The 23429-nt window shown below is 37.1% G+C and carries 22 protein-coding genes; 10 read left to right on the top strand and 12 right to left on the bottom strand.

The genetic code is table 11. The features are described from left to right. The first annotated feature begins 244 nt into the window (after positions 1-244). Together QM481_RS14470 and QM481_RS14465 are read left to right on the top strand one after the other, a co-directional pair. Entirely contained in the window at positions 245-2164 is a 1920-nt protein-coding gene (locus QM481_RS14470) for a RecQ family ATP-dependent DNA helicase (protein WP_283382256.1), read from the top strand. A 35-nt stretch (positions 2165-2199) separates the two neighbouring features. Beyond that, positions 2200-2706 carry a hypothetical protein gene (locus QM481_RS14465; RefSeq protein ID WP_283369794.1) on the top strand — a complete coding sequence of 169 codons (507 nt, stop codon included), beginning with the start codon at positions 2200-2202 and terminating at the stop codon, positions 2704-2706. Here the strand turns inward: QM481_RS14465 and QM481_RS14460 are convergent. After that, on the bottom strand, positions 2698-3219 hold the full coding sequence (locus QM481_RS14460; RefSeq protein ID WP_166549856.1) for a hypothetical protein: 522 nt from the start codon (positions 3217-3219) through the stop codon (positions 2698-2700). The genes QM481_RS14465 and QM481_RS14460 overlap by 9 nt on opposite strands. A gap of 508 nt (positions 3220-3727) precedes the next feature. Between QM481_RS14460 and QM481_RS14455 the strand changes: the two genes are divergently transcribed. Then, positions 3728-4129 (top strand): aegerolysin family protein, encoded by a 402-nt coding sequence (locus tag QM481_RS14455; RefSeq protein WP_283382255.1) that lies wholly within the window; start codon positions 3728-3730, stop codon positions 4127-4129. A gap of 87 nt (positions 4130-4216) precedes the next feature. On the opposite strand, the gene QM481_RS14450 is transcribed toward QM481_RS14455, so the two are convergent. Further along, positions 4217-4744, bottom strand: a complete 528-nt coding sequence (locus QM481_RS14450) for an acyl-CoA thioesterase (protein ID WP_166549855.1) — start codon at positions 4742-4744, stop codon at positions 4217-4219. A 58-nt stretch (positions 4745-4802) separates the two neighbouring features. Next, on the bottom strand, positions 4803-6017 hold the full coding sequence (locus QM481_RS14445) for an NADH-quinone oxidoreductase subunit D (RefSeq protein ID WP_283382254.1): 1215 nt from the start codon (positions 6015-6017) through the stop codon (positions 4803-4805). Between the two features lie 275 nt (positions 6018-6292). Here QM481_RS14445 and rpmG point away from each other — a divergent pair, with 275 nt between their 5' ends. From rpmG to QM481_RS14425, 4 genes are all read left to right on the top strand, one after another. Beyond that, positions 6293-6475, top strand: a complete 183-nt coding sequence (rpmG, locus tag QM481_RS14440) for a 50S ribosomal protein L33 (protein WP_095161200.1) — start codon at positions 6293-6295, stop codon at positions 6473-6475. Between the two features lie 46 nt (positions 6476-6521). Continuing rightward, positions 6522-6671: a DUF4295 family protein gene (locus tag QM481_RS14435; RefSeq protein WP_095161199.1), complete on the top strand. Its 150-nt coding sequence runs from the start codon at positions 6522-6524 to the stop codon at positions 6669-6671. 151 nt (positions 6672-6822) lie between these two features. Continuing rightward, entirely contained in the window at positions 6823-7800 is a 978-nt protein-coding gene (gene ftsY, locus QM481_RS14430) for a signal recognition particle-docking protein FtsY (protein ID WP_095161198.1), read from the top strand. Positions 7801-7874: 74 nt separating this feature from the next. Continuing rightward, positions 7875-8342 (top strand): carboxypeptidase regulatory-like domain-containing protein, encoded by a 468-nt coding sequence (locus QM481_RS14425; RefSeq protein WP_283382253.1) that lies wholly within the window; start codon positions 7875-7877, stop codon positions 8340-8342. Between the two features lie 95 nt (positions 8343-8437). Here QM481_RS14425 and QM481_RS14420 read toward each other — a convergent pair whose 3' ends face one another. Next, the gene (locus QM481_RS14420) at positions 8438-10123 is read right to left on the bottom strand and encodes a glutamine--tRNA ligase/YqeY domain fusion protein (RefSeq protein WP_166549850.1); all 1686 of its coding nucleotides are present in this window, start codon (positions 10121-10123) and stop codon (positions 8438-8440) included. Between the two features lie 444 nt (positions 10124-10567). Here QM481_RS14420 and QM481_RS14415 point away from each other — a divergent pair, with 444 nt between their 5' ends. Continuing rightward, positions 10568-10852, top strand: coding sequence for a TIGR03643 family protein (locus QM481_RS14415; protein ID WP_283382252.1), 285 nt, complete (start codon positions 10568-10570; stop codon positions 10850-10852). Positions 10853-11151: 299 nt separating this feature from the next. Continuing rightward, the gene (locus tag QM481_RS14410) at positions 11152-11622 is read left to right on the top strand and encodes an Lrp/AsnC family transcriptional regulator (protein ID WP_095161194.1); all 471 of its coding nucleotides are present in this window, start codon (positions 11152-11154) and stop codon (positions 11620-11622) included. A gap of 114 nt (positions 11623-11736) precedes the next feature. Here the strand turns inward: QM481_RS14410 and bshC are convergent, their stop codons facing one another. Continuing rightward, positions 11737-13281: a bacillithiol biosynthesis cysteine-adding enzyme BshC gene (bshC, locus tag QM481_RS14405; protein ID WP_283382251.1), complete on the bottom strand. Its 1545-nt coding sequence runs from the start codon at positions 13279-13281 to the stop codon at positions 11737-11739. A gap of 365 nt (positions 13282-13646) precedes the next feature. Between bshC and QM481_RS14400 the strand changes: the two genes are divergently transcribed. After that, on the top strand, positions 13647-14684 hold the full coding sequence (locus tag QM481_RS14400) for a PorP/SprF family type IX secretion system membrane protein (RefSeq protein ID WP_166549847.1): 1038 nt from the start codon (positions 13647-13649) through the stop codon (positions 14682-14684). Between the two features lie 13 nt (positions 14685-14697). Here the strand turns inward: QM481_RS14400 and QM481_RS14395 are convergent, their stop codons facing one another. The 7 genes from QM481_RS14395 to QM481_RS14365 all read right to left on the bottom strand — a co-directional run bounded on the left by QM481_RS14395 (position 14698) and on the right by QM481_RS14365 (position 22971). Next, entirely contained in the window at positions 14698-14991 is a 294-nt protein-coding gene (locus QM481_RS14395; protein ID WP_283382250.1) for a hypothetical protein, read from the bottom strand. A gap of 107 nt (positions 14992-15098) precedes the next feature. Continuing rightward, entirely contained in the window at positions 15099-15563 is a 465-nt protein-coding gene (locus QM481_RS14390) for an NADH-quinone oxidoreductase subunit A (protein WP_166549846.1), read from the bottom strand. A gap of 86 nt (positions 15564-15649) precedes the next feature. Continuing rightward, a complete protein-coding gene (locus QM481_RS14385; protein WP_283382249.1) occupies positions 15650-16270 on the bottom strand; it encodes a DedA family protein in 621 nt (206 codons plus the stop codon). A gap of 171 nt (positions 16271-16441) precedes the next feature. After that, positions 16442-18094, bottom strand: coding sequence for an amidohydrolase (locus tag QM481_RS14380; RefSeq protein WP_283382248.1), 1653 nt, complete (start codon positions 18092-18094; stop codon positions 16442-16444). Between the two features lie 127 nt (positions 18095-18221). Next, the gene (locus QM481_RS14375) at positions 18222-20105 is read right to left on the bottom strand and encodes an ABC-F family ATP-binding cassette domain-containing protein (protein ID WP_166549843.1); all 1884 of its coding nucleotides are present in this window, start codon (positions 20103-20105) and stop codon (positions 18222-18224) included. Between the two features lie 90 nt (positions 20106-20195). Further along, positions 20196-22079, bottom strand: coding sequence for a mucoidy inhibitor MuiA family protein (locus QM481_RS14370; RefSeq protein WP_283382247.1), 1884 nt, complete (start codon positions 22077-22079; stop codon positions 20196-20198). Positions 22080-22185: 106 nt separating this feature from the next. Beyond that, entirely contained in the window at positions 22186-22971 is a 786-nt protein-coding gene (locus tag QM481_RS14365; RefSeq protein WP_283382246.1) for a hypothetical protein, read from the bottom strand. Positions 22972-23429 lie beyond the last annotated feature (458 nt).

Below are 23429 nucleotides of genomic sequence, written 5' to 3'. Positions count from 1 at the left end.
ATGGAGATAGAAAATAAAAGTATCTCTGGACTATCCAGAATACTCGATTTTAACATGCTCCGATAATAGAAATACAGTTAAACAATAACACTTTTTACAAAAGTTTAAATATAAGAAAAAAACAGATACATCTTTCTGTCTTTGCCACAGTCTTGGATATACGAACGAAACTTGACATTTGGCTACGGTAACTATACTTTTGCTGAAGTTATCCACTATCAACATCTGACACCTGCTTTTACGAATGCAATATCCGATTCATCAAATACTTCAACAATATTGGGGCTATAGCTCTTTTCGTCCCCTACAAGAAGACATTATTCAGTCTGTCTTAGCAGGTAACGATACTTTGGCATTATTGCCCACTGGAGGCGGAAAATCAATTTGCTTTCAAGTGCCTGCTATGGCAATGGAAGGCGTGTGTTTGGTCATAACGCCGTTGATTGCTTTGATGCAAGACCAAGTAGCACAATTGCGTAGAAGAGGTATTTCGGCGGTGGCGATATATGCTGGAATGCACCGAAATCAAATAGATATTGCTCTGGATAATTGTATTTATGGCGATGTAAAGTTTTTGTATATTTCTCCTGAAAGACTACAGACTTCTCTTTTTCTCGAAAGAGTCAAGGTCATGAAGTTATGTTTACTAGCTATCGACGAAGCACACTGTATTTCGCAATGGGGATATGATTTTAGACCTCCCTATCTGAAAATAGCCGAATTTCGACAGTTATTCCCCACACTTCGTACTATTGCACTGACCGCAACCGCTACCAAAGAAGTAAAAGCAGATATTTTGGCAAAGCTCGCCATGCAAAACCCTCAAGTGTTTCAACAGAGTTTTGCTAGGGCTAATTTGTCATATTCTACGCTTTATGAAGAAAACAAAATAGCACGTCTGGTAGCTATGCTTCAAAAAGTGGCAGGAACGGCCATTGTATATGTTCGTAATCGTCGGAAAACGCAGGAAGTGGCTCAATTTCTTCAAAAATCTGGTATATCTGCCACTTTTTATCATGCAGGAATAAGTGCGCAAGAACGTAGTCAAAAGCAGGAACAATGGATTAAAAATCAAGTTCGTGTGATGGTGGCAACCAATGCTTTTGGGATGGGAATAGACAAACCTGATGTGCGTTTGGTGGTACATTTAGATTTACCCGAAACACTCGAAGCCTATTATCAGGAGGCTGGTCGTGCAGGACGAGATGGACAAAAGGCTTTTGCAACCGTTTTGTATGATAAAGTAGATATTCAAAATTTAGAAGTAAATACTGCGCAGAAATATCCTCCTATCCAGTTGATTCGCAGGGTGTATCAGTGTTTGGGTAATTATTTTCAATTGGCAGTAGGTGCTGGCGAATTCGCATGCTATGATTTGGACTTGTCGACTTTCCAACAACGATTTGATTTGCCTTCACCCGACACTTATTTCGCCCTTAAAATTCTAGAAAATCAAGGGTTCATTACGCTTTCTGAGGCGGTTCATCATCCCTCTCGTATTACTTTTTCGGTAGATAATCGTCAACTGTATGATTTTCAATTACGAAACCCCAAATATGATACTTTTGTAAAGTTACTTTTGAGAATGTATGGTGGAGAGCTTTTTACAGGTTACCTCAATATCTCGGAGGCTACCATTTCAAAGGTGTTTTCGGCTCCTCAAGCTGAGGTAGAATTACTTTTATCTAATCTTGAAAAGTTTGAAATTATTCAGTACGACAAACATAAGGATAAACCTCAACTCACATTTTTGACAGGTCGATATGATGCACAACAATTGCCTTTGCAAGTTCAGGATATTGAACAACGACGTGAGTATGATGTACAAAAAGCCTTAGCCGTAAAACATTATATCGAGCACCAAAAACGCTGTAGAACGCAACTGCTTTTGGAATACTTCGACGAACATACCGACGCCACTTGCGGTGTTTGTGATGTTTGTATCAAGAAAAAACGAGAAGAAGGTACTTACCAGCAAGAGTTACAATACAAGTTTCAAACACAAGAAAAGGTAAAAGCTTTGTTGAGCAATGGCAGTATATCGCCTGAATTATTACTCAAAATCATGCAGCCCAACAGCGCAGATTTTTTTAAAGCAATTGTGCGAGAAATGATAGAAAATCAACAAATTAGAGTAGATTCGGAAGGAAATTTATCAGTATAGTTTTTCATTTTTCTTTTCCTCTTACCAACAAATCCATGACGTTACAACAACTATTTGACAGTATCAGTCAAAATCCTTATTTGCTTCTATATTATTTACTACTTGTGCCTGCTATTACATTTTTGATAGGATTATGGCAAACCAATCCAGTCAATGGACCTTCTGTTCTGACTCGTTATAGCTACATGGTGTTGGCTTATATGATTGGTATTCCAGGAATTTTTGCCTTGACTTTAGATGTTTATCTCTTTTTGTTTGAGCGTCAAAGTATTTGGCAAATGAATTTGATTATCCAGATTTTGCCGATTGTTTCGATGGCTATCACGCTGATGCTAATCAAGTGGAAAATCCCTTTCGAAGCTGTTCCTGAACTAGGTAGATTATCGGGTTTTATGACTATACTCACCGCTTTGATAGGAATTTTGTGGTTTGTAGACCGACTACGTATTTATGCTATTACCTACATTCCGTTTCACTATATCGTAGTCGGCTTTATTGTGTTACTCTTAGCCATTCGCTATGGGTGGAAAAAACTATTCTAAACGCTGTTGTTTCTTCAATTCGTTGTATTTAGATTTTAGCGTATAAAACTTAATGACGTACACAATTAATAAAAAAGCTACAACTGCCGAGATTGACAACGTAAAGGTCTTTTCCTCTTCTACCGATTCCAAAATAGTATGGTTTTCTTTTGACCATCCTTTATGGCGTTCAGATAGCTCGGTAAGCTCTCGGTTTTTTTCACGAAGCTCATTATTCTGCTGAATTAAATCATTGTATTGTTCCGTAAAATCAGATTTTGATTTTTCGCTAAGATTATTCAACTCGTCCAAAATCTCGTTATCCTTCGCCATAATCTCCTTCAAAGCCTCGATTGAGCTTTGCATATCATCCTTGGTACGATTCCCAAAAATTCCTGAAGACTGACTTTCTGATTCTTTGAATTTACTATACAAAACCTGACGCTCTTCAGTAAGCGTTTTCAAGCGGTCTTGGGCAATACCTTGCGCCACAAAAGTTAACAGTATAATGAATAAGAAAGAGATTTTTTTCATGAGTAATTGTAGTATTAAACCTTTTAACAAATGAGTTAAAAGTAAAAATACACGCTAGATTGTAATTTTTCGAATTTTGGTTTTCAAATACCCCTCTAAAACGCAAAAGACTCCTACTCTATTTTATTTTTTTCAATACGAATATTCTCTTATTTCTTCGACATATCCAAAAAACAATTACACTGAAAGTCAATATATTAACCAACAATGCATTATTTAAAATAATATTTTCTACAATTAAATACAAAAAATGGCATAATTTTCGCATATACGTATAGTGATATGTCTCAGAAAATATCCTTATTAATATTCACTTCTCAGGAAGTTTCCAACACAGTTCAGTAATCTATCATTAGGTATTATTTTATCTGGTAGATACAGACTACTTGTTAAAAATTAGGGCTATAAATGACTATTTTTCACTCATTGTAAGCATAATATAATGAGCATATATGTCCATGAGATATAAACCATAGCTTTGAATTCGAACTCTTAAAAAAATAATCAAATGGCAAAAGCGCAATGGATTGCGGTAGAAGTGTGTCCTCACAACCTTGATGTTAAAATTAAAAATGCAAGATTAAATTTTGGTATTTTCTATGCTAATAACGATAAGGATGTATCTATTTCTAGTGACATAATCAACAATCTTACGATTGCTGCAAAAGAATCCAAGACATTTACTTCTTGTGGAGCACCAGGCTCAGCCTCAGGTACTGAAGGGCAATTCGATCTTTATACTGGAGATACTAAAATTGCAAGTATCTACTGGAGTTGTCCTTGGGGCTCACGTAGTAATACATTAGAAATTTCAGAAATAAGTCATCCCAATCAATACCTAATTCAATTAGATGGCGGTAATGATAGTGGTGCAATTGGTAACGTTCGTGTACAAATTGCTAAAATTTAAATAAAAATCCCCCATTCAATTTAGTCATTAAATGGGGGATTTTTATGATTATAAATACGCTTTAGCTCAGAGTTTTTGTTTAATCTCTCAAACAAATTTCCCTTCTTTCAGCTCTTGTTTAATTACCTTGATACGTGCATTGAATGATGTATGCTCAAAGTCAATTCCCTCAAGACACACTTTCTCAAAAAACTCCATTACCTCTGGAGGATGTGGCGTTTTCTTTCCAGTACGTACATCTATGTACTTTGACGTTGTCCACAAAACAGCCTTCAATACCTGCAAATGTTCATCTGTCATGACATATTCTGTCACTAAAGTATCCTCGTTGTAATAGACAGTCGATGAGATAATCGTTACCCATTCGCTCACTTTTGCAGACGAAACATAGCCAATTTGATGATTATAGACGACCCATGAAGTGTGATTATTTTCGAAATAGTCATTATAATCAAAGTTATAAACCTCGGCTACGTGGTCTTCGCGAGCGTTGAAGAAATAATCAAAGTATTTAGCATTATTAAGATGCTTTAATGGGTCACAGTCTTGAAAGCGAATCAGTGATTTCGAATGTAACTTTTTAGGATATTCTTTATTGGGGTCTAATTTAAACATTGATGTTTGTTCTCCGCCTTGGCAGAGATATTAAATATTTGTTGAGAAATTACCAAAACTATCGGTCGACCTCGCCCATTACCAAATCTACTGAACCGACGATAGCCACTAAGTCTGCTAGCATAGCTCCTCGGCTGATTTCGGGTACTACCGATAAATTATGAAACGAACAAGCTCTCGCTTTTACACGTAATGGCACATCTGAACGACCATCGCTTCTGAAGAAAAAGCCTAGTTCCCCTTTAGGGTTTTCAGCTCTAAAATATAGATCCATCGCCTGAGGACGCACTTTTTTAGGAAGCATTGCCTGTGGATTAAAATCACGAGTACGCTTATGGTCGCCCATTAGCTGCACTAAGCATTGCTCGATAATTTTGATAGATTCGTCACATTCCAATACTCGCACAAAATTTCTATCCCAGCAGTCACCCACAGTACCCATTTCTCCTTTTCCTACTGGAATTTCAAAATCTAGTTCTGGATATACCGAATAACCATCTACACGACGGAGATCCAATTTTAGCCCAGAACCACGAAGGACTGGCCCTGTACAACCATAATTAATAGCCAAATCCAAAGGCAAAACACCAATATTGGCCGTACGTTGCACAAAGATTTTGTTTTCAATAATCAACTCACGAATCTCAACCATTTTGGGTTTGAGGTAGTTGATAAACTCCAAGCAACGCTCTTCGAAGCCCACAGGTAAATCATAAAACAAACCTCCAATCCAGATATAGTTGTAAAGCATACGAGCGCCACAAAGCCATTCGAGCAAACGCTGAATATGCTCACGGTCGCGCATGAGCCACAAAAACGAAGTATATGCCCCAATATCCAAGCCATACGTACCTATGGCGACAAAATGCGATGCCAAACGGTTGAGTTCTGCTACCAATACACGGATATATTCAATACGTTTGGGAAGTTTACCCTCTAAATCAAGCATTTTCTCAACCCCCATCACATACGCATGTTCGGAGTTCATGGCTGCCAAATAGTCCAAGCGGTCGATGTAGGGAATTGTTTGCCCAAATGCCAACGATTCAGCATGTTTCTCAAAACAGCGATGCAAATAGCCCAAATGTGGTACCACATCGACAATCAGCTCGCCATCAGAGATTACCTCCAAACGCAAAACACCGTGAGTCGAAGGGTGTTGAGGACCCAACGACAAAATCATTTCTTCCGACTTAAGTTTCGAGGAATTATACTTGTTGGGGTCTGAGCGCCTAAAATGCTCAGGGTCGTATTGGTATTGGATTTGCTTCATGTCGTAAAATTCGTAAATTTTATCTTAGATAAAGAATAGCGAAGGGGCAAATTTAGTCCCCAAACATCAAAATTTCTCTTATTTTCTGAAAAAACGCCTTCAAAGCATAAGTTTTTTCAAAAACATATTTGTCTAAAACTCAAACATTTACTACCTTTGCAGTCCTATTTGGGAAATATATATTCGTTCGGACTTATCAGCAAGTTGTAATTTTCTGATAATCAAACGAATAAAAAATATTTGTAAGATACAGAAAATTCATAAAGCATAACACAATGGCTAAGAAAGGCAATAGAATCCAAGTGATTTTAGAATGTACTGAGCAAAAAGCTTCAGGCGTTCCAGGGATGTCTCGTTACATCACTACAAAAAACCGTAAAAACACTACTGCTCGTATTGAGTTGAAAAAATACAACTCATTCTTGAAAAAAGTAACTGTTCACAAAGAAATCAAGTAATTCACTCGGTTATCTTCACAGATAACTGTTAACTTATCATAATAACATGGCAAAGAAGGTAGTTGCAACCCTTAAAAAAGAAGGTGGTGTAAAATACGCTAAAGTTATCAAAGCTGTTAAAACAGCTACTGGTGCTTACTCTTTCAAAGAAGAAATCGTTCTTCAAGAAGATGTTCAAGCTGCTCTTAAAGCTTAATATTCAGCCCCTTTATTAAGATTTTTAGGAAAAGTCCCTTTATCGGGACTTTTTTTGTTTTACTTTTGCCTTACGTTTTCAAAAGTCTTCTGTATCTCTTCTTGTAGATTACTTTCAGGCTTTTAACGAGTAACCAAAAAAATAACAACAAATGGGTTTATTCGATTTTTTTAAAAAGAAAGAAACACTCAATACTGAAGAGAAAGAATCACTCGACAAAGGACTCGAAAAAACCAAAGAAGGACTTTTTTCGAAACTTAGTCGTGCTATCGTCGGCAAGTCAAAAGTCGATGATGAGGTATTAGATGAATTAGAAGAAATCTTAATCTCTTCAGACGTCGGCGTAGAAACTACAGTTAAGATCATTCGCCGTATCGAAGAGCGTGTTGCTCGTGATAAATTCGTAAGCACAAGCGAACTTGACGAAATTCTTCGTGAGGAAATCGCAGAGCTATTAGCTCAAAATAAATCTGAAGATATTACCGATGCCTTCAAAAAATCTGACATTAAGCCTTATGTAATCATGGTGGTAGGTGTCAATGGCGTAGGTAAAACTACTACTATTGGTAAACTTGCTTCACAATTCCATAAAGCTGGCAATAAGGTTATATTAGGTGCAGGCGATACCTTCCGTGCCGCTGCTGTTGATCAGCTCAAACTTTGGGGACAGCGCGTAGGCATTCCAGTAATCGATCACGGTATGAATACCGACCCCGCTTCGGTAGCATTTGATGCTGTAAAACAAGCTGTTGAACAACAAGCCGATGTAGTAATTATCGATACAGCAGGTCGCTTACACAACAAAGTAAACTTGATGAATGAGTTGGCTAAAATCAAGCGTGTTGTTCAGAAGTTTTTGCCAGAAGCTCCTCACGAAGTGCTTTTGGTATTAGATGGCTCGACTGGACAAAATGCCTTTATCCAAGCGCAAGAGTTTACGAAGGCTACTGATGTTACAGCTTTGGCTATCACAAAGTTGGATGGTACAGCTAAAGGTGGTGTAGTAATTGGTATCTCTGACCAGTTCAAAATTCCAGTGAAGTATATTGGTGTAGGAGAGAAAATTGAAGACTTACAAGTCTTCAACAAAAAGGAATTTGTGAACTCACTTTTCAAGCGTAAAGCATAAAATATCTTTATTATCGATACGTTTACATCCTAAATAATGCAAAGTCATTGTTTAGGATGTTTTCTTTTATAGCTATGATAAAAACCTTTTTCTTTGGACTCTTTACCATGTTGACAACAATGGCTTGTTCGCATAAATCCACATCATTTTCAAAAGTTATCCACAATCAAAACAAGGTGTGTGGAAAAGTCACTTGGGTATCTGGCAATCAAATGCCGTCGCCCGACCGTCCACCTCGAATTCCAAAAGGTATTCAAAGAGAAATATTGATTTATGAACTTACTAATCTCAAGCAAGTAACACAGGTCAATGGCTTCTACTCAAACATCAAGACAAGGCTGATTACCAGCACATTAACTAACAAAAATGGAGATTTTTGCCTAGAGTTACCAGAAGGAAAGTATTCTATCATGGTACGTGAAGAGGGAAAAGGTTTGTGGGCAAATATCTTTGATGGCGAAGAAAACATTTTTCCTTTTGAGGTAAAAAAAGAGAAAAACGAGCCTATTAGCTTTGTGGTTAATTACCAGGCAGCCTATTAATAGCAATAAAAAAGTGTGGATAAGTGAGTTATTAACACCACTTATCCACACTTTTTTGTGAATAATCATCAAATTATTCTTTGGCAAAATTAGAATTACTTATTTTTTTCTTTTGCCCAAGCGTCTTTCAAACCAACGGTTCTATTGAAAACTAATTTATCTCCAGTAGAATCTTTGTCTAAACAATAATACCCTTTACGGATAAATTGATAGTTCTTTCCTAACTCAGCTTCTTTTAGGCTTGGCTCCACTAATACATGATCCAAAATCGTTAATGAATCTGGATTAATGAATTTCTTGAAGTCATCCCCTACTTGTGAAGCATCTTCCAAAATCAACAAACGGTCGTAAATACGTACCTCTGCTGGTACCGCATGCTGTGCAGACACCCAGTGAATTGTTCCTTTTACATGAATACCAGAGGTATCTGAACCCGAACGACTTTCTGGAATATAAGTACAGTGAATTTCGGTAATATTTCCAAATTCGTCTTTAACAAAATCCTCACATTTTACAATGTAAGCTCCTTTCAAACGAACCATTAAACCAGGTCCTAAACGGAAGAATTTCTTTGGAGGAATTTCCATAAAGTCTTCACGCTCGATATATACCTCGCGACTAAATGGTACATCACGATGACCACTGTTGGTATCTTCTGGGTTATTTTCTACTTGTAAAGTTTCAACTTGTCCTTCAGGATAATTAGTAATCACTAATTTCACGGGATCAAGTACAGCCATTACACGTGTTGCAATTTTGTTCAAATCCTCACGAACGCAGAACTCTAGCACTCCAACATCAATTAAGTTATCGCGTTTAGCAACACCAATTTTATCACAGAAATTACGAATCGACGCTGGGGTAAATCCACGACGACGCAAGCCTGAGATAGTAGGCATACGAGGATCATCCCATCCTGATACGATATTTTCTTTAACCAATTGCAACAAACGTCTCTTACTCATGACCGTATGGGTAAGGTTCAAACGAGCAAATTCGTATTGGTGCGATGGGAAAGTATCTAATTTTTCGATAAACCAGTCATACAACGGACGGTGTACGTCAAACTCCAATGTACAAATCGAGTGTGTAATTTTCTCAATCGAATCTGACTGCCCGTGAGCAAAGTCATACATTGGATATATACACCATTTGTCACCAGTGCGGTGGTGTTTTGCTTTTTTGATACGGTACATCAACGGGTCACGCATGTGCATATTAGGATGCGCCATATCTACTTTAGCACGAAGCACTTTCGCCCCATCCTCAAATTCACCATTTTTCATACGCTCAAATAAGTCGAGATTTTCCTCAACTGAGCGATAGCGATAAGGGCTTTCCTCTCCAGGAATATTAGGATTTCCTTTTTGAGTAGCAATTTGTTCCGATGTTTGGTCGTCTACATACGCCAATCCCTTTTTGATTAGCTGTACTGCAAGTTCATATAACTGGTCGAAGTAGTCAGAAGCATATAGCTCATTTTCCCAATCAAAACCTAACCAACGCACATCGGCTTTGATAGATTCTACATACTCTGTATCTTCTGTTACAGGGTTGGTATCATCAAAGCGAAGGTTTGTTTTTCCACCAAATTTGTCGGCCAAACCAAAGTTCAAGCAAATAGATTTGGCATGACCAATGTGCAAATAACCGTTAGGCTCGGGAGGGAAACGAGTGTGTACACGACCACCATTTTTTCCTGATGTAATATCTTCCTCAACGATTTGTTCGAGAAAATTAGCGGGAATTCGCTCTTGTGATTTTTCTTTTTCTTCTGTCATAATACCAAATAATCAAAACGTTGATAGCTCCAAAGAACTACCTATTTTTAGTAAGAATACCGTGTAATTTTAGTTGATGGTTATACGTGCTAGCATCAAGCGATAGGTAAGATTGGAAATATACAATTTGGGAATAATCCACAACCTACCAATCTCTGTCATTGTAAGTTTTCATTTTACTTACATTTCCGTACTGAATCCGTTTTTGAAATCAGTGACAAATCATTCTGAAAGGACTAAATATCTTATTGAATAGATTTGTATTAAATACGAATTTACACATTTTTATGAAATGGGAGAAACAAAAATCACATTCCTCGAATAATCCTGTCGAGTGATGAATTCCTGCCAACAATTCTGCCTGTAAGAAGTTATGAATGATATGCTCAAACGCCTACGCGTTGCTGCAAGTCATTTAAGTATTTTTAAAACATTATCCATTTCATGAAAAAAGTCATATTAAGCGAGCAAGACATAGACCGTATTATTGAGATGGCATGGGAAGATCGTACGCCTTTTGATGCCATTTTAGACCAATTTGGACTAAAAGAACAAGAAGTAATAGAATTGATGCGAAAAGAGATGAAACGTTCTTCTTGGAAAATGTGGAGAGAGCGAGTACAAGGGCGAGCCACCAAACATCGTGTCAAAAGTACAATTTTAAAAGGGCGTTTTAAATGCGATTTACAAAGAAGTATCTCAATGAACAAAATTTCTAAAAGAAAGTAATTTTATGAGCTAGCTTACGTTTAACTGACTCTATATCAAATGCACTCATTTCGTTTGAGCAAAATATTATAGGTTTTTCGATAAGATAATGCCGTTTAATAAAAATTTTATTTTACGAAATTCCTTTTCTGTAAAATTTCTTAGAAATTTACTAGAAAGTCTGTAACTTTGCTTTCTATTTCTTAACCTTACTAAGAAACAGACTCAAGTCAGAAGTAAAAGATTTTGAAGTGTTTAGGTTGCGTCATTGACCAATCTGGTAAAAATTCAAAATCTATCCATACTAAACTCCTAATAAGATGAGTGCAATTAAGCTAGACCAGATAGACCATAAGGTTCTGGAAATTCTTCAACAGAACGCCAAGATTACCAACGCCCAGCTTTCAAAAGAAATTGGCCTTTCGCCAGCGCCTACCCTCGAACGTGTAAAAAAATTAGAAACATCTGGTATTATTCAGAGTTATCACGCTCAATTAAATAGAGATAAAGTTGGCTTGGGAGTTACAACTTTTGTTACAGTTTCATTGACAGGACACAAAAAACAAGTTACTGAATCATTCGTACACCAAATCAATGATATTCCAGAGGTTATCGAATGTCATCACGTAACAGGTTCGGGTGACTTTTTATTGAAAATTATTGCTAAAGATATTTCTTCATACCAAAAGTTGATGCTTGAAAAAATCAACGAAATTGAAGAAGTTGCTGGCACACAAACGATGGTAATTCTTTCTACTTTCAAAGAAAGTAAGGTGTTGCCAATACCTTGAAAAACTTCATCATAACAATCATGCAAAAGCGCGAGCCCTTCGAGAAAGGCTCGCGCTTTTTGTTGCTATACGCTTTGGGTATTAAGCCGTAAGCATAAAATTCAGCACTTATATTTACTCAACTATGGTATAATAGCTGAAATCGAGTGCATCGAAAGTATTGAGCAATGTTGAGATAAATTCAGAATTATTGAGCGAGAAATTCATGAGATTTTCCACACGTTCTTGTGACCCACCATTCGGGAAAAGTTTGTGCTTAAGCCCCAACAACTGATTTACTTCTGTTTCTTGATTACGCTCTTCTGCTTTTTTCAAGCGTTTTTCCAAATGGTCAAGGCTATTCAATAGCTTTTGTTGCTCCCCTTTTACTGCGCCTTCTAAGGTTTTATCGATTTTGATAGCCTTGGCAAGTATTTCTTCAAAAATGGCTGAAAAGGTTTTTCCTTCTTCTGCCAAACTCAAAGAGTTTTCTGAATGTTTTTCAACAAAGTTTTTACGTAGCGTTATTTCATCATGGTATAACTCTTCGATAGATAAATCTAATTTTTCCATCTTTTTCGCTGATGCCTTATTGACAACCAAAGCAAAATTACGTGGCATCAAGATCGGAAATGTTACACCATAATAATCAAAAGCACCTTTCAATTGTAGCCAATAAGGTACTTCGGATGGGCCACCGATATAGGCTAGGTTTGGTAAAATAACCTCTTCATACACAGGGCGCAATACTACGTTGGGACTAAAATGTTCTGGTTGAGATTCGAGTAAGGCAAGTATTTCTTCTTCAGAAAACTGAAGCTCAGTATTCAATACTTTATAGACACCTTCTTCTTTTACGATACGCTCACGAACGCCGTTAGACAAATAGAAGAAGTTGATTTCGCGAGGAGCAATTTGTGTTTTATATCCTAAATTTTCGAGCGCATGAGAGGTTGCCTGTACTTTGGCAAAAGCCGAATGATTTAATAAATCATCTTTGATAATTGGGGAGAACAAAGTCTTTAACTGGCGGTCATCGGCATCGATACAAATCAATCCTTCTGCACCAAATAGCTCTTGAATATAACATCGTACGGCATCGCTTAAGGTTTCTTTTTGGAGATATGCATTTTTAAATATCTCTGGACAATCCGCAAACTCATTAATTAGCGTTTCAAGCTCTTTAGGATTCATTCTCCCTACCGCTCCTTTTTGTTCGGTATTCCATTCGTATTTTTTACCAAACAAAGAAAAATGATTGATTTCAGCAAAATCATGGTCTTCAGTAGCCATCCAATACACAGGTACGAAGTTGTAATCAGGATACGCTTTTTTCAATGATTTAGCCAAATTAATCACGGTAATCATCTTATAAACCACATAAAGAGGTCCAGTAAAAATATTCAACTGATGCCCTGTGGTAACGGTAAAAGTATTGGGTTGAGCAAGAATATCAAGATCTGGCTGAATCGTTAGGTTTTGGTATTGTCGCTTTAGTACCTCAACAAGTACTTTTCTGTTTTCGTCAGAAAATGATTTTTGTTCTATCTGCTTCGCAAAACCTTCCAAATTAGGGAAGTTACCAGAATACTCGGTCAAAGCCGAAGCTTGGTCCATATAATCAAGAAAGAGCGCTGAAAATTGATTGGTTTGTCTTAAAGGTAGTCTATGTACTTGCATAATGAGCGATGCCCCGTTGGGCTTTTCTATAAATATCTTCTAATGGTTGATTGAATGGAGTATTGTCTTGGATAGAAAACAAAACCTAACTTCATACTAACGCAAGGTTAGTGGAGTTCGTTCTTTTAAAGTTTGATGTTTTTCTGAACACCACCAAATTATCGACCAATAACATCCTAAAAACCTTGAAATGAATTATTTCTATCCTTATTCATCGCTAGATATTGAGTATATTTGTATAGAGCTTGTTGAAAAACCGCCCTCTTCAAGCCAACCGCTCTCAACATAATTGACATCCTCAAAAGAGGAATAGGCACAAAATTTGCTTGTTTTTTCCTTACGCTAATACATACGCAATCCTCGTCATGCAAAAATTTATACTTTTTTTAGTAGCAAGTTTATTTTGCTATCGCCTAAGTGCCCAACAAAACCCTCAATACAGTCAATATATGATGAATACCTATCTAATCAACCCCGCAGTGGTAGGTATTGAAGATTATACCGATATAAAGGTTGGTTACCGAAATCAATGGACAAATTTTGAAGGAGCACCCACAACATACTACCTAACGGCACATTTTGCTTTGGATAAGCCCGACCGTACCAGTACTGGTCCAACGCCCTATATTAGCAAAACTATTCGTCGTCCTATCACCCCTTCTCGCCAATATAGCGGTAAGCCACGAGTACCAGGGCATCAGGGCGTAGGAATTTCACTAATATCTGACAACATGGGTCCTAGCTCCCAAATTAGTCTTTTAGGAAGTTATGCCTATCATATTCCTGTTACAGGACATTCAAAATTAGCGATTGGAGCATCGGGTGGTGTGACACAATATACACTAGACTTTTCGAATTTACAGGTAAAAGTAAATCCAGACCCTGCAATTATGGGAGGTGGCAAAATTACAGCGATTCAGCCTACCATCAATGTCGGCGCATGGTATTATTCGATGAACTATTACATTGGGGTATCAGCCAATCAACTACTTTTTGAAAACTATAACCTCAAACCCACAGGCGATAACTCATCTACTTATTCGTGGGTTGGTAGTGTTTACCCTCATTATTTCCTTTCGGCTGGTTATAGGTTTGACGCAACCGATTATTGGACGGTAATGCCTTCGGTGTTAGTTAAAAAAGTTAATTTGGCACCTGTGACGTATGATGTGAACCTCAAAGCTATGTATGATAATCGTTTTTGGATTGGTGCCTCTTATCGAAACAAAGATGCTTTTGTAGGCTTAGTCGGTTTTAATATTAGCTCTCTTCTCAATATTGGGTATTCCTACGACTTTACTTTATCTGACATTAATCAACGCTCTAGAGGCTCTCATGAGATTGTGATTGGGGTTATGCTGAACAATAGGCATAAAATCCTTTGTCCTCAAAACTCATGGTAACAAGGTGGCTTGCTTAATATCGTAAAAAGGCAAGCCATTTTCTTTTTGTCAAATATTGTAAGTTTCCATCTTCTTGGTAAGCCTCTCTTTCAAATATGATTTGATGGTATGCTCTATTATGAGGCATTCCTTTCAAACGATTCATACAATAATGGATAAGATACCATATATAGAAAAATACAATTCCTAATTCGATTTGTTGGCGCAAGTGAATTCGCTCATGGTTGACTAATATTTTCGAGGGATTGCTTTTCTGAACTAATATAAAAGGAAACAGTGCCATACCTGCTACTTGCAGATATGGCACTGTTAACAATATATAACCTTGTCGCAAATGAAAATCTATATGTATTTTGGGTAAAGCCATTAAGCAAACCAATAGAAGAATTTACACCAAATACTTGCCTCTAAAACCTAAGAATATTTTTTATTGATAGCCTCATACTTGCTTACTGGTACTGGCGACTTAAACTGTGGTTCTTGTACCTCTGGGCGTACCCAATCCAAATGTCCTTTTATCCATGCATAGGCTAATCCGAGTATTAAAATGCCTACAAAAATAAACATTTCGGCCATCGAAAACCATCCCCAAAGCCCATCAGTAGAATTGTTTAGTGTTTCATTGCCAAAAACTGTTGCCCATGGAAACAAGAACACTAATTCTAAATCAAATAACACAAACAACAACGCAATTACATAAAAGCGAATGTTAAAACGGACGTTGGCATTACCATCAGGCTCCTCTCCAGACTCGTAAGTAGTTAGCTTCTCAACATTCGGGCGATTGGGTCTCAATAGCTTGGCAACAAAGAGAATTACCGCCGTAAAAACAATCGCAGTGATGATAAACAACAAAATATAACCAAATTCACTAAGCATCGTATAACAAATTAGAAAAGCGTTTGAAACACACTCGTATTAACAAACAGTAAGTGAGTACCAAAAGCCGAAGGCTCATTGCCTATTTATGACTTATTCCTGATATTAAAATATCCTTTGACAACGGTAAAAGTTGTAATAACCAAGAAAAACAAAATGACATAATGTACATAATTGATAATCCAAGGAAACTTGATACCAAACCAATAACCACCTCCCACTAACGAGACAACCCAAACGGCTCCGCCAACGATATTCAGGAAAAGATATTTTGGATAACTCATTTTACTAATACCTGCCAAAATCGGTGCAAAGGTACGGATATATGGTAAGAATCGGCTGATAATTAAGGCTTGGCTACCATATTTTTCGAAAAAATCCTTTGTGGCATCTAGGTGTTTTCTTTTAAAATACCATGTATCTGGTCTGCTTTCGAGGGTTGTACCAAAATACCGTCCAAATAAGAATCCTGTTAATGAGCCTATTACAGCCGCCAAAAACAAATACAATATCACTGTAGTGATAGGATAAAGTAATAGTTTACTACCTACAAAAATTCCAGTCAAAAACAGAAGATAGTCGCCAGGTAAAAAGAAAGCGAAGAAAAGCCCATTTTCAGCATATACCACAAAGGTGATGGCGAACAAACCTGCATTAATAATCTCTTTTGAATCGGAGAGATATTTTATTATTTGAGTTATATCCATGGATAATTTTTACAACAAGCCTACACAACACTTAAAATCCAGTTTCTGCTATTGATTAGCTAGTTCAATAGCCTCGACAAATTAGACTTATTTTTACAATTTTTCGTTGTGTATGGATTAAAACTTCATTAGGAAATATTCAATCCATGCCCTAGTTTTTATGTTCGAGGTTTACTTTCTTTCGAAAACAATTTTCCCATCAAAAATAGTCATTAATACCTGTACATTTTTTATTTTTTCAGGTTGAATTGTTAAAATATCCTCTGAAAGTACCACCATATCAGCTAGTTTACCGACTTCTATACTTCCTTTTACATTTTCTTCAAAAGCTGCGTATGCATTATTGATAGTATAGGCTTTGATAGCCTCTTCCACAGATATTTTCTGTTTCGGTATCCAACCCATCGGATTGGCACCATCTACTGTTTGACGGGTTACAGCGGCATATATCCCCAAAATAGCATTGAGCGGCGCCACTGACCAATCTGAGCCCATACAGAGTTTTACTCCAGCATCTAAAAATGACTTGTATGGATGCGTATAATTCACTCGGTCTCCGATACGCTTAGCAGCCCAAACGCCATCGTCGATACAGTGATAAGGCTGTACAGAAGCAATAACACCCAATTTGGCAAAAGCTTGAATATCTTCAAATCTCACATGCTGTGCGTGCTCGATACGGAAACGACGATCCCATTTAGGATTTTCCTGTGTAATTTTTTCAAAAAGCTTTAGCATTAAATAATTAGCCGAATCCCCAATAGCATGAATAGAAAGCTGCAAATGGTTTTTATCGGCGTCTACAGCCCATTTAGTCAAGCTCCCATTAATGATAATATCTGAAGCCAAACCTTTGGTATTGGGGTTTTGTGTATAGGGCTTAAACATCAAAGCTGTACTCGAACCTAAAGAACCATCCGCATACGCCTTGAGCGAGCCTAATTTAATTTTATCAGAACCAAATCCTGCTTGAATACCAGTATTTACCAAGTTTTGATAAGTACTAATTGGCAATCTTGTATAAAAACGACATGTGAGTTTACCTGCTTTTTCCAAATCTTGATAGGCAATCAAATCTGGTTGAAAAGTAATATCATGAACAGAAGTAATACCGTTTTCTCGTGCTTCTTGGAGTGCTCTTTCTACAAATTTGATTTTTTGTGCTGCATTGGCCGCTGGAATAATTTTATAAATCAAAGGCATAGCGGCGTCTTTTAGCACACCTGTCGGTTCGCCAGTCTTGGGATCTTTGACAATTTCACCACCATCAGGCGAAGGCGTATCTTTGGTAATACCTGCTAAAGCCAAGGCTTTTGAATTAGCTAGCCCCATGTGCCCATCAAAACGGTCAACAAAAATGGGGGTATCTTGCGAAAAATCATCAATCATTTCTTTGGTAGGTAACTCCTTTACTTCCCAAGATTCATGATCCCAATTACCTGAAGTTATCCACTCTCCACGGTGGTTATCCACATACTTTTTCAAAATACCTTTAAACTCTGCTATCGTTTTAGCTCCTCTCAAATCTACACCTAACAGATACATTCCTCCGTCGGCAAAATGCGTGTGATTGTCGATAAGCCCAGGAAGCATTAGTTTTCCTTTCAAGTCCACCATCTTGGTTCGACTATCTGACCATACAGCACGAGCCTCGGGGGTTGAGCCTACAAATAGTATTTTACCATTTTCGACAACTACCGCTTCGGCAACTGAGCTTTTGGTATCAACTGTATAAACTTTACCATTATAAAAACAGGTTTTCTGTGCCTGCGAGAGCATTGTCCCTAATAGGATAAAAATCAACGAGAGTAATGTTTTTTTCATATAATAGTAGTGAAGGTTTGTTGACTTGAAATAATTTTAGATAAAGTTAAACAAAAAAAAGTGCCACAATACAAATTGTGGCACTGGAATATATAGTAATGCTTTTATGATGAAAGAATTATGAATACTACATCATTTCTGATAGCTCTAACCAACGAAGTTCTTTTTCGTCAAGTTGGTCTGCAATTTGTTCTATCTCCTTAGCCCAAGCCGCCAATTCTTCATAAGAACCCCCAGCATTGAGTTTTTCAGTCAATTCAGCTTTACGGTCTCCCAATTTAGCGATTTCCCCTTCCAAAGATTCATACTCTTTTTGCTCTTTGTAAGAAAGTTTCTTTTTGGCAGAAGTAGCAACAGGAGCTTCTTGAACAACTGGAGCACTTGGTGTTTCTACTTTTTTCGGTGCTGATTTAGCTTGAGCTTCTTGCTTATCTAATTCATCTTTCCATTCACGATAATCGGTATAGTTTCCTGGGAAATCACGAATTTGTCCTTCTCCCTCAAACACAAAAAGGTGTTCAACCAATTTGTCCATAAAATAACGGTCGTGAGATACTAGCAATAAACAGCCACCAAACTCCATTAAGAAGTCCTCCAAAATATTCAATGTCTGAATATCCAAGTCGTTGGTAGGTTCATCCAGAATCAAGAAGTTAGGGTTTTTAATCAATACTCGCATCAAAGCCAAACGGCGTTTTTCGCCCCCAGACAGCTTTTCAACAAGCGTATATTGAACCTTAGGCTCAAACTTAAAGTGAGTCAAAAATTGGCTCGCTGTAATACTTTGTCCATTCCCTAAGGTAACGTATTCAGCAATTTCGGTCACTATATCAATAACTCTTTGCCCATCTCTATATTCTAAATCGCCCTGCTGATAATAACCATAAACAACCGTTTCGCCTGTGGTAATATTTCCTGAATCGGGTTTAAGGTTTTGCGTAATCATATTCAAAAATGTTGACTTCCCAGCTCCATTTTTTCCGATGATACCGATTCTATCTTTTTTCTTGAAGACATACGAAAAATTAGCAACGATTTTTTGTTCGCCAAAGCTTTTTGATAAGTCATCAATTTCTAAAATCTTACTACCCTGACGAGCCATTTTTACATTTAACTGTACTTTAGAATCGTCCTTAGTTTGTGATGCCTTATCTTTCAAGTCATAAAATGCATCAACACGATATTGTGCTTTCGTCCCACGTGCTTTAGGTTGACGACGCATCCATTCTAGCTCAGTACGTAACAAGTTTTTAGCTTTATCGATACTTGCCGCTTCCATGGCTTCACGTTCCGCTTTTTTCTCCAAGAAATACCCATAATTTCCTTTGTAAGGATAAGTTTTACCATTATCTAGTTCGACAATATTATTACAAACTCTATCCAAGAAATAACGGTCGTGGGTTACTAGTAACAAGGTTACATTTTGGGAAGAAAGAGTTTGCTCCAACCACTCGATTGTTTCTAAATCAAGGTGGTTGGTCGGTTCATCCATGATGATTAAATCTGGCTCTTCAATCAAAATTTTGGCCATAGCTACACGCTTACGCTGCCCACCCGACAATGACGTAATAGGCTTATCGAGGTCATGAATACCCAATTTTCCTAAAACTTGTTCAACACGACTTTCATAGTCCCAAGCTTGGTATTTGTCCATCAACTCAAGCGCTCTCGTCAAATCGTCATCGTTGTGATGCAACATGGCGTTTTCATAAGCCTTGATGGCTTGCACCGTTGGGGAGTCTCCATCAAAAAGGGAATCCATTACCGACAACGACTCATTAAACACAGGGTTTTGTGAAAGATACCCCACCGTAATTCCTTTACGAATACTAATGGTACCTTCATCGGCAGGAATAACCCCTGCCAAGACATTCATTAAAGTAGTCTTTCCAGAGCCATTTTGACCCACTAAGGCTACTTTATCACCTTTAAGAATACCGAAATTGATACCTTTAAAAAGCCAACGCTCATTAAAGTTTTTAGAAATATTTTCTGCTGATAGATAATTCATTATGTTGAGCAATAGACCTAAGCCTAGTTTAGCAAAATTTGGGGCAAAATTACGTAAAAAAAGCCGTATCGTTGAGATACGGCTCTAAAACTATTCGGTGCTATTATTTGTCCCCTTGGGAGATTTAACAGAATACTGAAAGGTTAATTTCTTTTGTTGCATGGCAACGAGGTTTAATCGCCAAGTAATTTTTCCTGAATCATTGTCAACCCCTGCCTCAGGAGCGAGCTTATCGTATATTTCTATTTCCTTCAATCGCGTTACGGGGAATTGATCTTCTACTAAAATATTGATAGGATACTTTTTCGTATTTTTCAGCTCAATCTCATAGCTTATATGATCGATTTTACTATTACTTAAAAATTGCTTTTTCTGTAATTCTTTTTGTTTTTTTCGAGTAACAATCACATTTTTATCTCTTCCCAAAGCAAAAGTAAGTGTATCATTTTGTTTTAAAGACAAATCACTTTTACCCATATAAGTACCCTCTAAATAAAGATTTACTTCTCCATCAACCAAATTGTATTTCTCCCAGTCTACTACTTTCGCTTGTAAAAAAACATCTGTATCTATTTTAGGGATTACTCTATATTCATACAAAGCAGGTATATCTTCTTCTTTCAAATCGATTGTATGGGTTTCGCCATCTGAAGGAATCGTTGTTGGCGAGAGAACATCAAAACTTAAACTCGTAGGAGCTTCACTCTCTTCGATATTAGTTATTGCTGGAGCATAGTTACTTTTTCTTTCAACTGTTGCCATACCACCTATGATAGTTTGCTTTTGTTGCCTACCATAACCATAGCCAGCCACCACTACTTCATTTAATTCATTATACTCAGCTTGCAATAATACATCAAGTTTATTTCCATAAACTATTTGACGTTGAGTTTTATAGCCAATATAAGAATATACTAACTCTATACCTTTCTTTTGTAAATTCAAGGGAATCGCCAAGCGATAGTTTCCGTTAGCATCTGTAGCTGTTCCAAAGTTTGTACCAGCTAACGAGATAGATACTGCTGGTAGGCCATTTTGAGTTGCGAAGTCTTTCACTGAACCTTTTACTTCAGTCAAACCAGTTGAATTACTCTCCACAGCATTGTAATAGGACGAATAGTCGTTAGCTTCTCCCCAAAACCATTTTTGCAATTCAGGAGGTGTAGCATTTTTTTTAGGATTAGCTGTTGAAAAACGTAGCTTCACTGCTCGCCAATCTTCTCCTGAATATTGATATACATAAGCTTTGTAGGCTAATTTCAATGGTTTTAGTACATTTTCAACACGCACATCATAGGTCGGAATCCAACCAGCCTCTTTGACATAATACGAAATATTGAATGTTACATCGGGTAGAGCTTCTTTTGTTTCTACTGTTACTAGCACTTCTGAAGTATTAGCTGTTTGCTTTTCTGTAAGCTCTGTTAGCTCTTGATTATGTTTTTTCTTTTCATTCTCTAATGCTTGAATGCTTCTTTCGATTTCCAGTTGCTTGTTCAGTGCATCAGTCATACGTTGGCGTTGGAAATCAACGAGCAGTTTCAACTCTTCCACTTTTGCTGTTGAAGTAGTACCTATTGTTTGATTCTTAATCAGCAACTCTTCTTCTCGTTTATAAACGGTAAGCATAGCTCTGAAATTCTTTATTTTAGTATCGATAGCAGTCTTTTGATCTTCATGCTTTTTAATCTCCTCCTGATTTTCCTTTTTCACATCTTTTAGTCGATGATTGACTTCCAATACCTTTACCCGCATATCCACACTCATTTGCAAACTTTTAGCATCTAGCGTCGCTCCTAAGCCTGAAAAAAGTATCTCGGTCTTTCCTACTGGTAAATCCACTTTAGCCTTTCTAGTAATCTGAGCCCCATCGGGATATACAGTAACAGCTTCAATCTTTGAAGAAATAGGCTGGTTGAACAATGTGGGAATAAACCAGAGTCCATGTAGAAATAAAAATAATGTCTTAATCATAGATGGTGTTGATTTTTATTAAAGTTTAGAATAATTTAAAAAGTTACTAAATCCACTCAAAGATAGTCCGAAAATCTACTAACTCACTTATTAGAAGCATGAATTGCTAAATTCCTCTTTGATGTATAAAACGTTGTGCAATAAACTTGTATTTCAAGCCAATATTCACATTTACCCATCCATCATTTGCCGTATTACTATATGAATTCGGTCCTTCCACAAAATAAGGGTCTGTTAAATTATACGGAGTAGTTCCGTCAAACTTATCAGTACTAATCCAATTAATACCTAATGAAGTATTCAAATAAAGTCGAGGAAGGAGTTTATAATCGCAGGAAAAAGTCAATGGGACAAACACTTCTCTTGTATAATATATACCAGAAGTCCCAGACCCAGCACCATATTGTTGAAACAAAGGTGTATGGCGACTTGTATTATTTGAGGTAGTACGCAATAACTGACCATTTGTATTATAAACATCAGTATGAAACCTCAATATCCCTATGCCTAGCGACATATAGCATTTTAGGCGAAGTTCCTGTTCTCTAGCAAATAGTGCAGTCAAATTTATCACAGGAGCGATTGATACTCCCCAATAATTATTTTGAGCAAAGGCATGATATTCTGCACTATTTCGGCTCTGGGCTGTTCCAGACATTACAGTTAATCGTCCAGATACTTTAGGAGAAAAACCTTTTTCTAATGATAAGTTATAAATAGCTGGAAAAGCTTGAATTCCATGAAGTTCTCCAACAATATATGGAATACCAGCAGTAGCTGTCAAAGAATAGCCATCTAAATAGCTATATCTGGGAGCATATCGTTTCTGAGCTAACGATGTTTTTGAAGCTAAAGATAATAGTAGCAACAATGAGAAAAGGGCTGTTCTCATATTTTTAAGGGTAGAAAATATTTACATGATTTATTTTGAGTAAAAGTATAGATAATATTTTATAATAAATAAAGTGTAAAGAAAAACTTTACATTCCTTAAATCTCAAACTAGAAAAATGGCATAGAGATAATATGTTAAAGCTTTTACTTTCTCACTGTTAGTAGATATGCATTGTTTGCCATCTCAGCATGAGTACAAAGCTAACTATAACCTTAAAAAGCCACTCCATAAGAGTCGCTTTCATCTTTATTTATACTTTTGGGGGGCTTTTTTACTTTCCCGCATTGGTCGCGACGCGTAGTCCGGGGCGCGTAGCCTGCAGTCTCCTCAACAGTACTGAGTCTTGTAAAACGAAAGAAGCCACTCTTTTGGAGTGGCTTCTTTTCTAATTTGTAATATTTTGGAGCTTTTTTACTTTCCCGCATTTGATTGCAGTATCATCAACGGTACTGGGCT

This window comes from Flectobacillus rivi, assembly GCF_030056655.1.
GTDB lineage: Bacteria > Bacteroidota > Bacteroidia > Cytophagales > Spirosomataceae > Flectobacillus > Flectobacillus rivi.
Note: the sequence above shows the minus strand (reverse complement) of the source record. Positions and strands in the feature narration are given on the sequence as shown.

What these genes read in the sequence shown, in the direction of transcription:
- QM481_RS14470 (WP_283382256.1), top strand. Translation starts at nt 245, where the DNA reads ATGCAATATCCGATTCATCAAATACTTCAACAATATTGGGGCTATAGC.
- QM481_RS14465 (WP_283369794.1), top strand. Translation starts at nt 2,200, where the DNA reads ATGACGTTACAACAACTATTTGACAGTATCAGTCAAAATCCTTATTTG.
- QM481_RS14460 (WP_166549856.1), bottom strand. Translation starts at nt 3,219, where the DNA reads ATGAAAAAAATCTCTTTCTTATTCATTATACTGTTAACTTTTGTGGCG.
- QM481_RS14455 (WP_283382255.1), top strand. Translation starts at nt 3,728, where the DNA reads ATGGCAAAAGCGCAATGGATTGCGGTAGAAGTGTGTCCTCACAACCTT.
- QM481_RS14450 (WP_166549855.1), bottom strand. Translation starts at nt 4,744, where the DNA reads ATGTTTAAATTAGACCCCAATAAAGAATATCCTAAAAAGTTACATTCG.
- QM481_RS14445 (WP_283382254.1), bottom strand. Translation starts at nt 6,017, where the DNA reads ATGAAGCAAATCCAATACCAATACGACCCTGAGCATTTTAGGCGCTCA.
- rpmG (WP_095161200.1), top strand. Translation starts at nt 6,293, where the DNA reads ATGGCTAAGAAAGGCAATAGAATCCAAGTGATTTTAGAATGTACTGAG.
- QM481_RS14435 (WP_095161199.1), top strand. Translation starts at nt 6,522, where the DNA reads ATGGCAAAGAAGGTAGTTGCAACCCTTAAAAAAGAAGGTGGTGTAAAA.
- ftsY (WP_095161198.1), top strand. Translation starts at nt 6,823, where the DNA reads ATGGGTTTATTCGATTTTTTTAAAAAGAAAGAAACACTCAATACTGAA.
- QM481_RS14425 (WP_283382253.1), top strand. Translation starts at nt 7,875, where the DNA reads ATGATAAAAACCTTTTTCTTTGGACTCTTTACCATGTTGACAACAATG.
- QM481_RS14420 (WP_166549850.1), bottom strand. Translation starts at nt 10,123, where the DNA reads ATGACAGAAGAAAAAGAAAAATCACAAGAGCGAATTCCCGCTAATTTT.
- QM481_RS14415 (WP_283382252.1), top strand. Translation starts at nt 10,568, where the DNA reads ATGAAAAAAGTCATATTAAGCGAGCAAGACATAGACCGTATTATTGAG.
- QM481_RS14410 (WP_095161194.1), top strand. Translation starts at nt 11,152, where the DNA reads ATGAGTGCAATTAAGCTAGACCAGATAGACCATAAGGTTCTGGAAATT.
- bshC (WP_283382251.1), bottom strand. Translation starts at nt 13,281, where the DNA reads ATGCAAGTACATAGACTACCTTTAAGACAAACCAATCAATTTTCAGCG.
- QM481_RS14400 (WP_166549847.1), top strand. Translation starts at nt 13,647, where the DNA reads ATGCAAAAATTTATACTTTTTTTAGTAGCAAGTTTATTTTGCTATCGC.
- QM481_RS14390 (WP_166549846.1), bottom strand. Translation starts at nt 15,563, where the DNA reads ATGCTTAGTGAATTTGGTTATATTTTGTTGTTTATCATCACTGCGATT.
- QM481_RS14385 (WP_283382249.1), bottom strand. Translation starts at nt 16,270, where the DNA reads ATGGATATAACTCAAATAATAAAATATCTCTCCGATTCAAAAGAGATT.
- QM481_RS14380 (WP_283382248.1), bottom strand. Translation starts at nt 18,094, where the DNA reads ATGAAAAAAACATTACTCTCGTTGATTTTTATCCTATTAGGGACAATG.
- QM481_RS14375 (WP_166549843.1), bottom strand. Translation starts at nt 20,105, where the DNA reads ATGAATTATCTATCAGCAGAAAATATTTCTAAAAACTTTAATGAGCGT.
- QM481_RS14370 (WP_283382247.1), bottom strand. Translation starts at nt 22,079, where the DNA reads ATGATTAAGACATTATTTTTATTTCTACATGGACTCTGGTTTATTCCC.
- QM481_RS14365 (WP_283382246.1), bottom strand. Translation starts at nt 22,971, where the DNA reads ATGAGAACAGCCCTTTTCTCATTGTTGCTACTATTATCTTTAGCTTCA.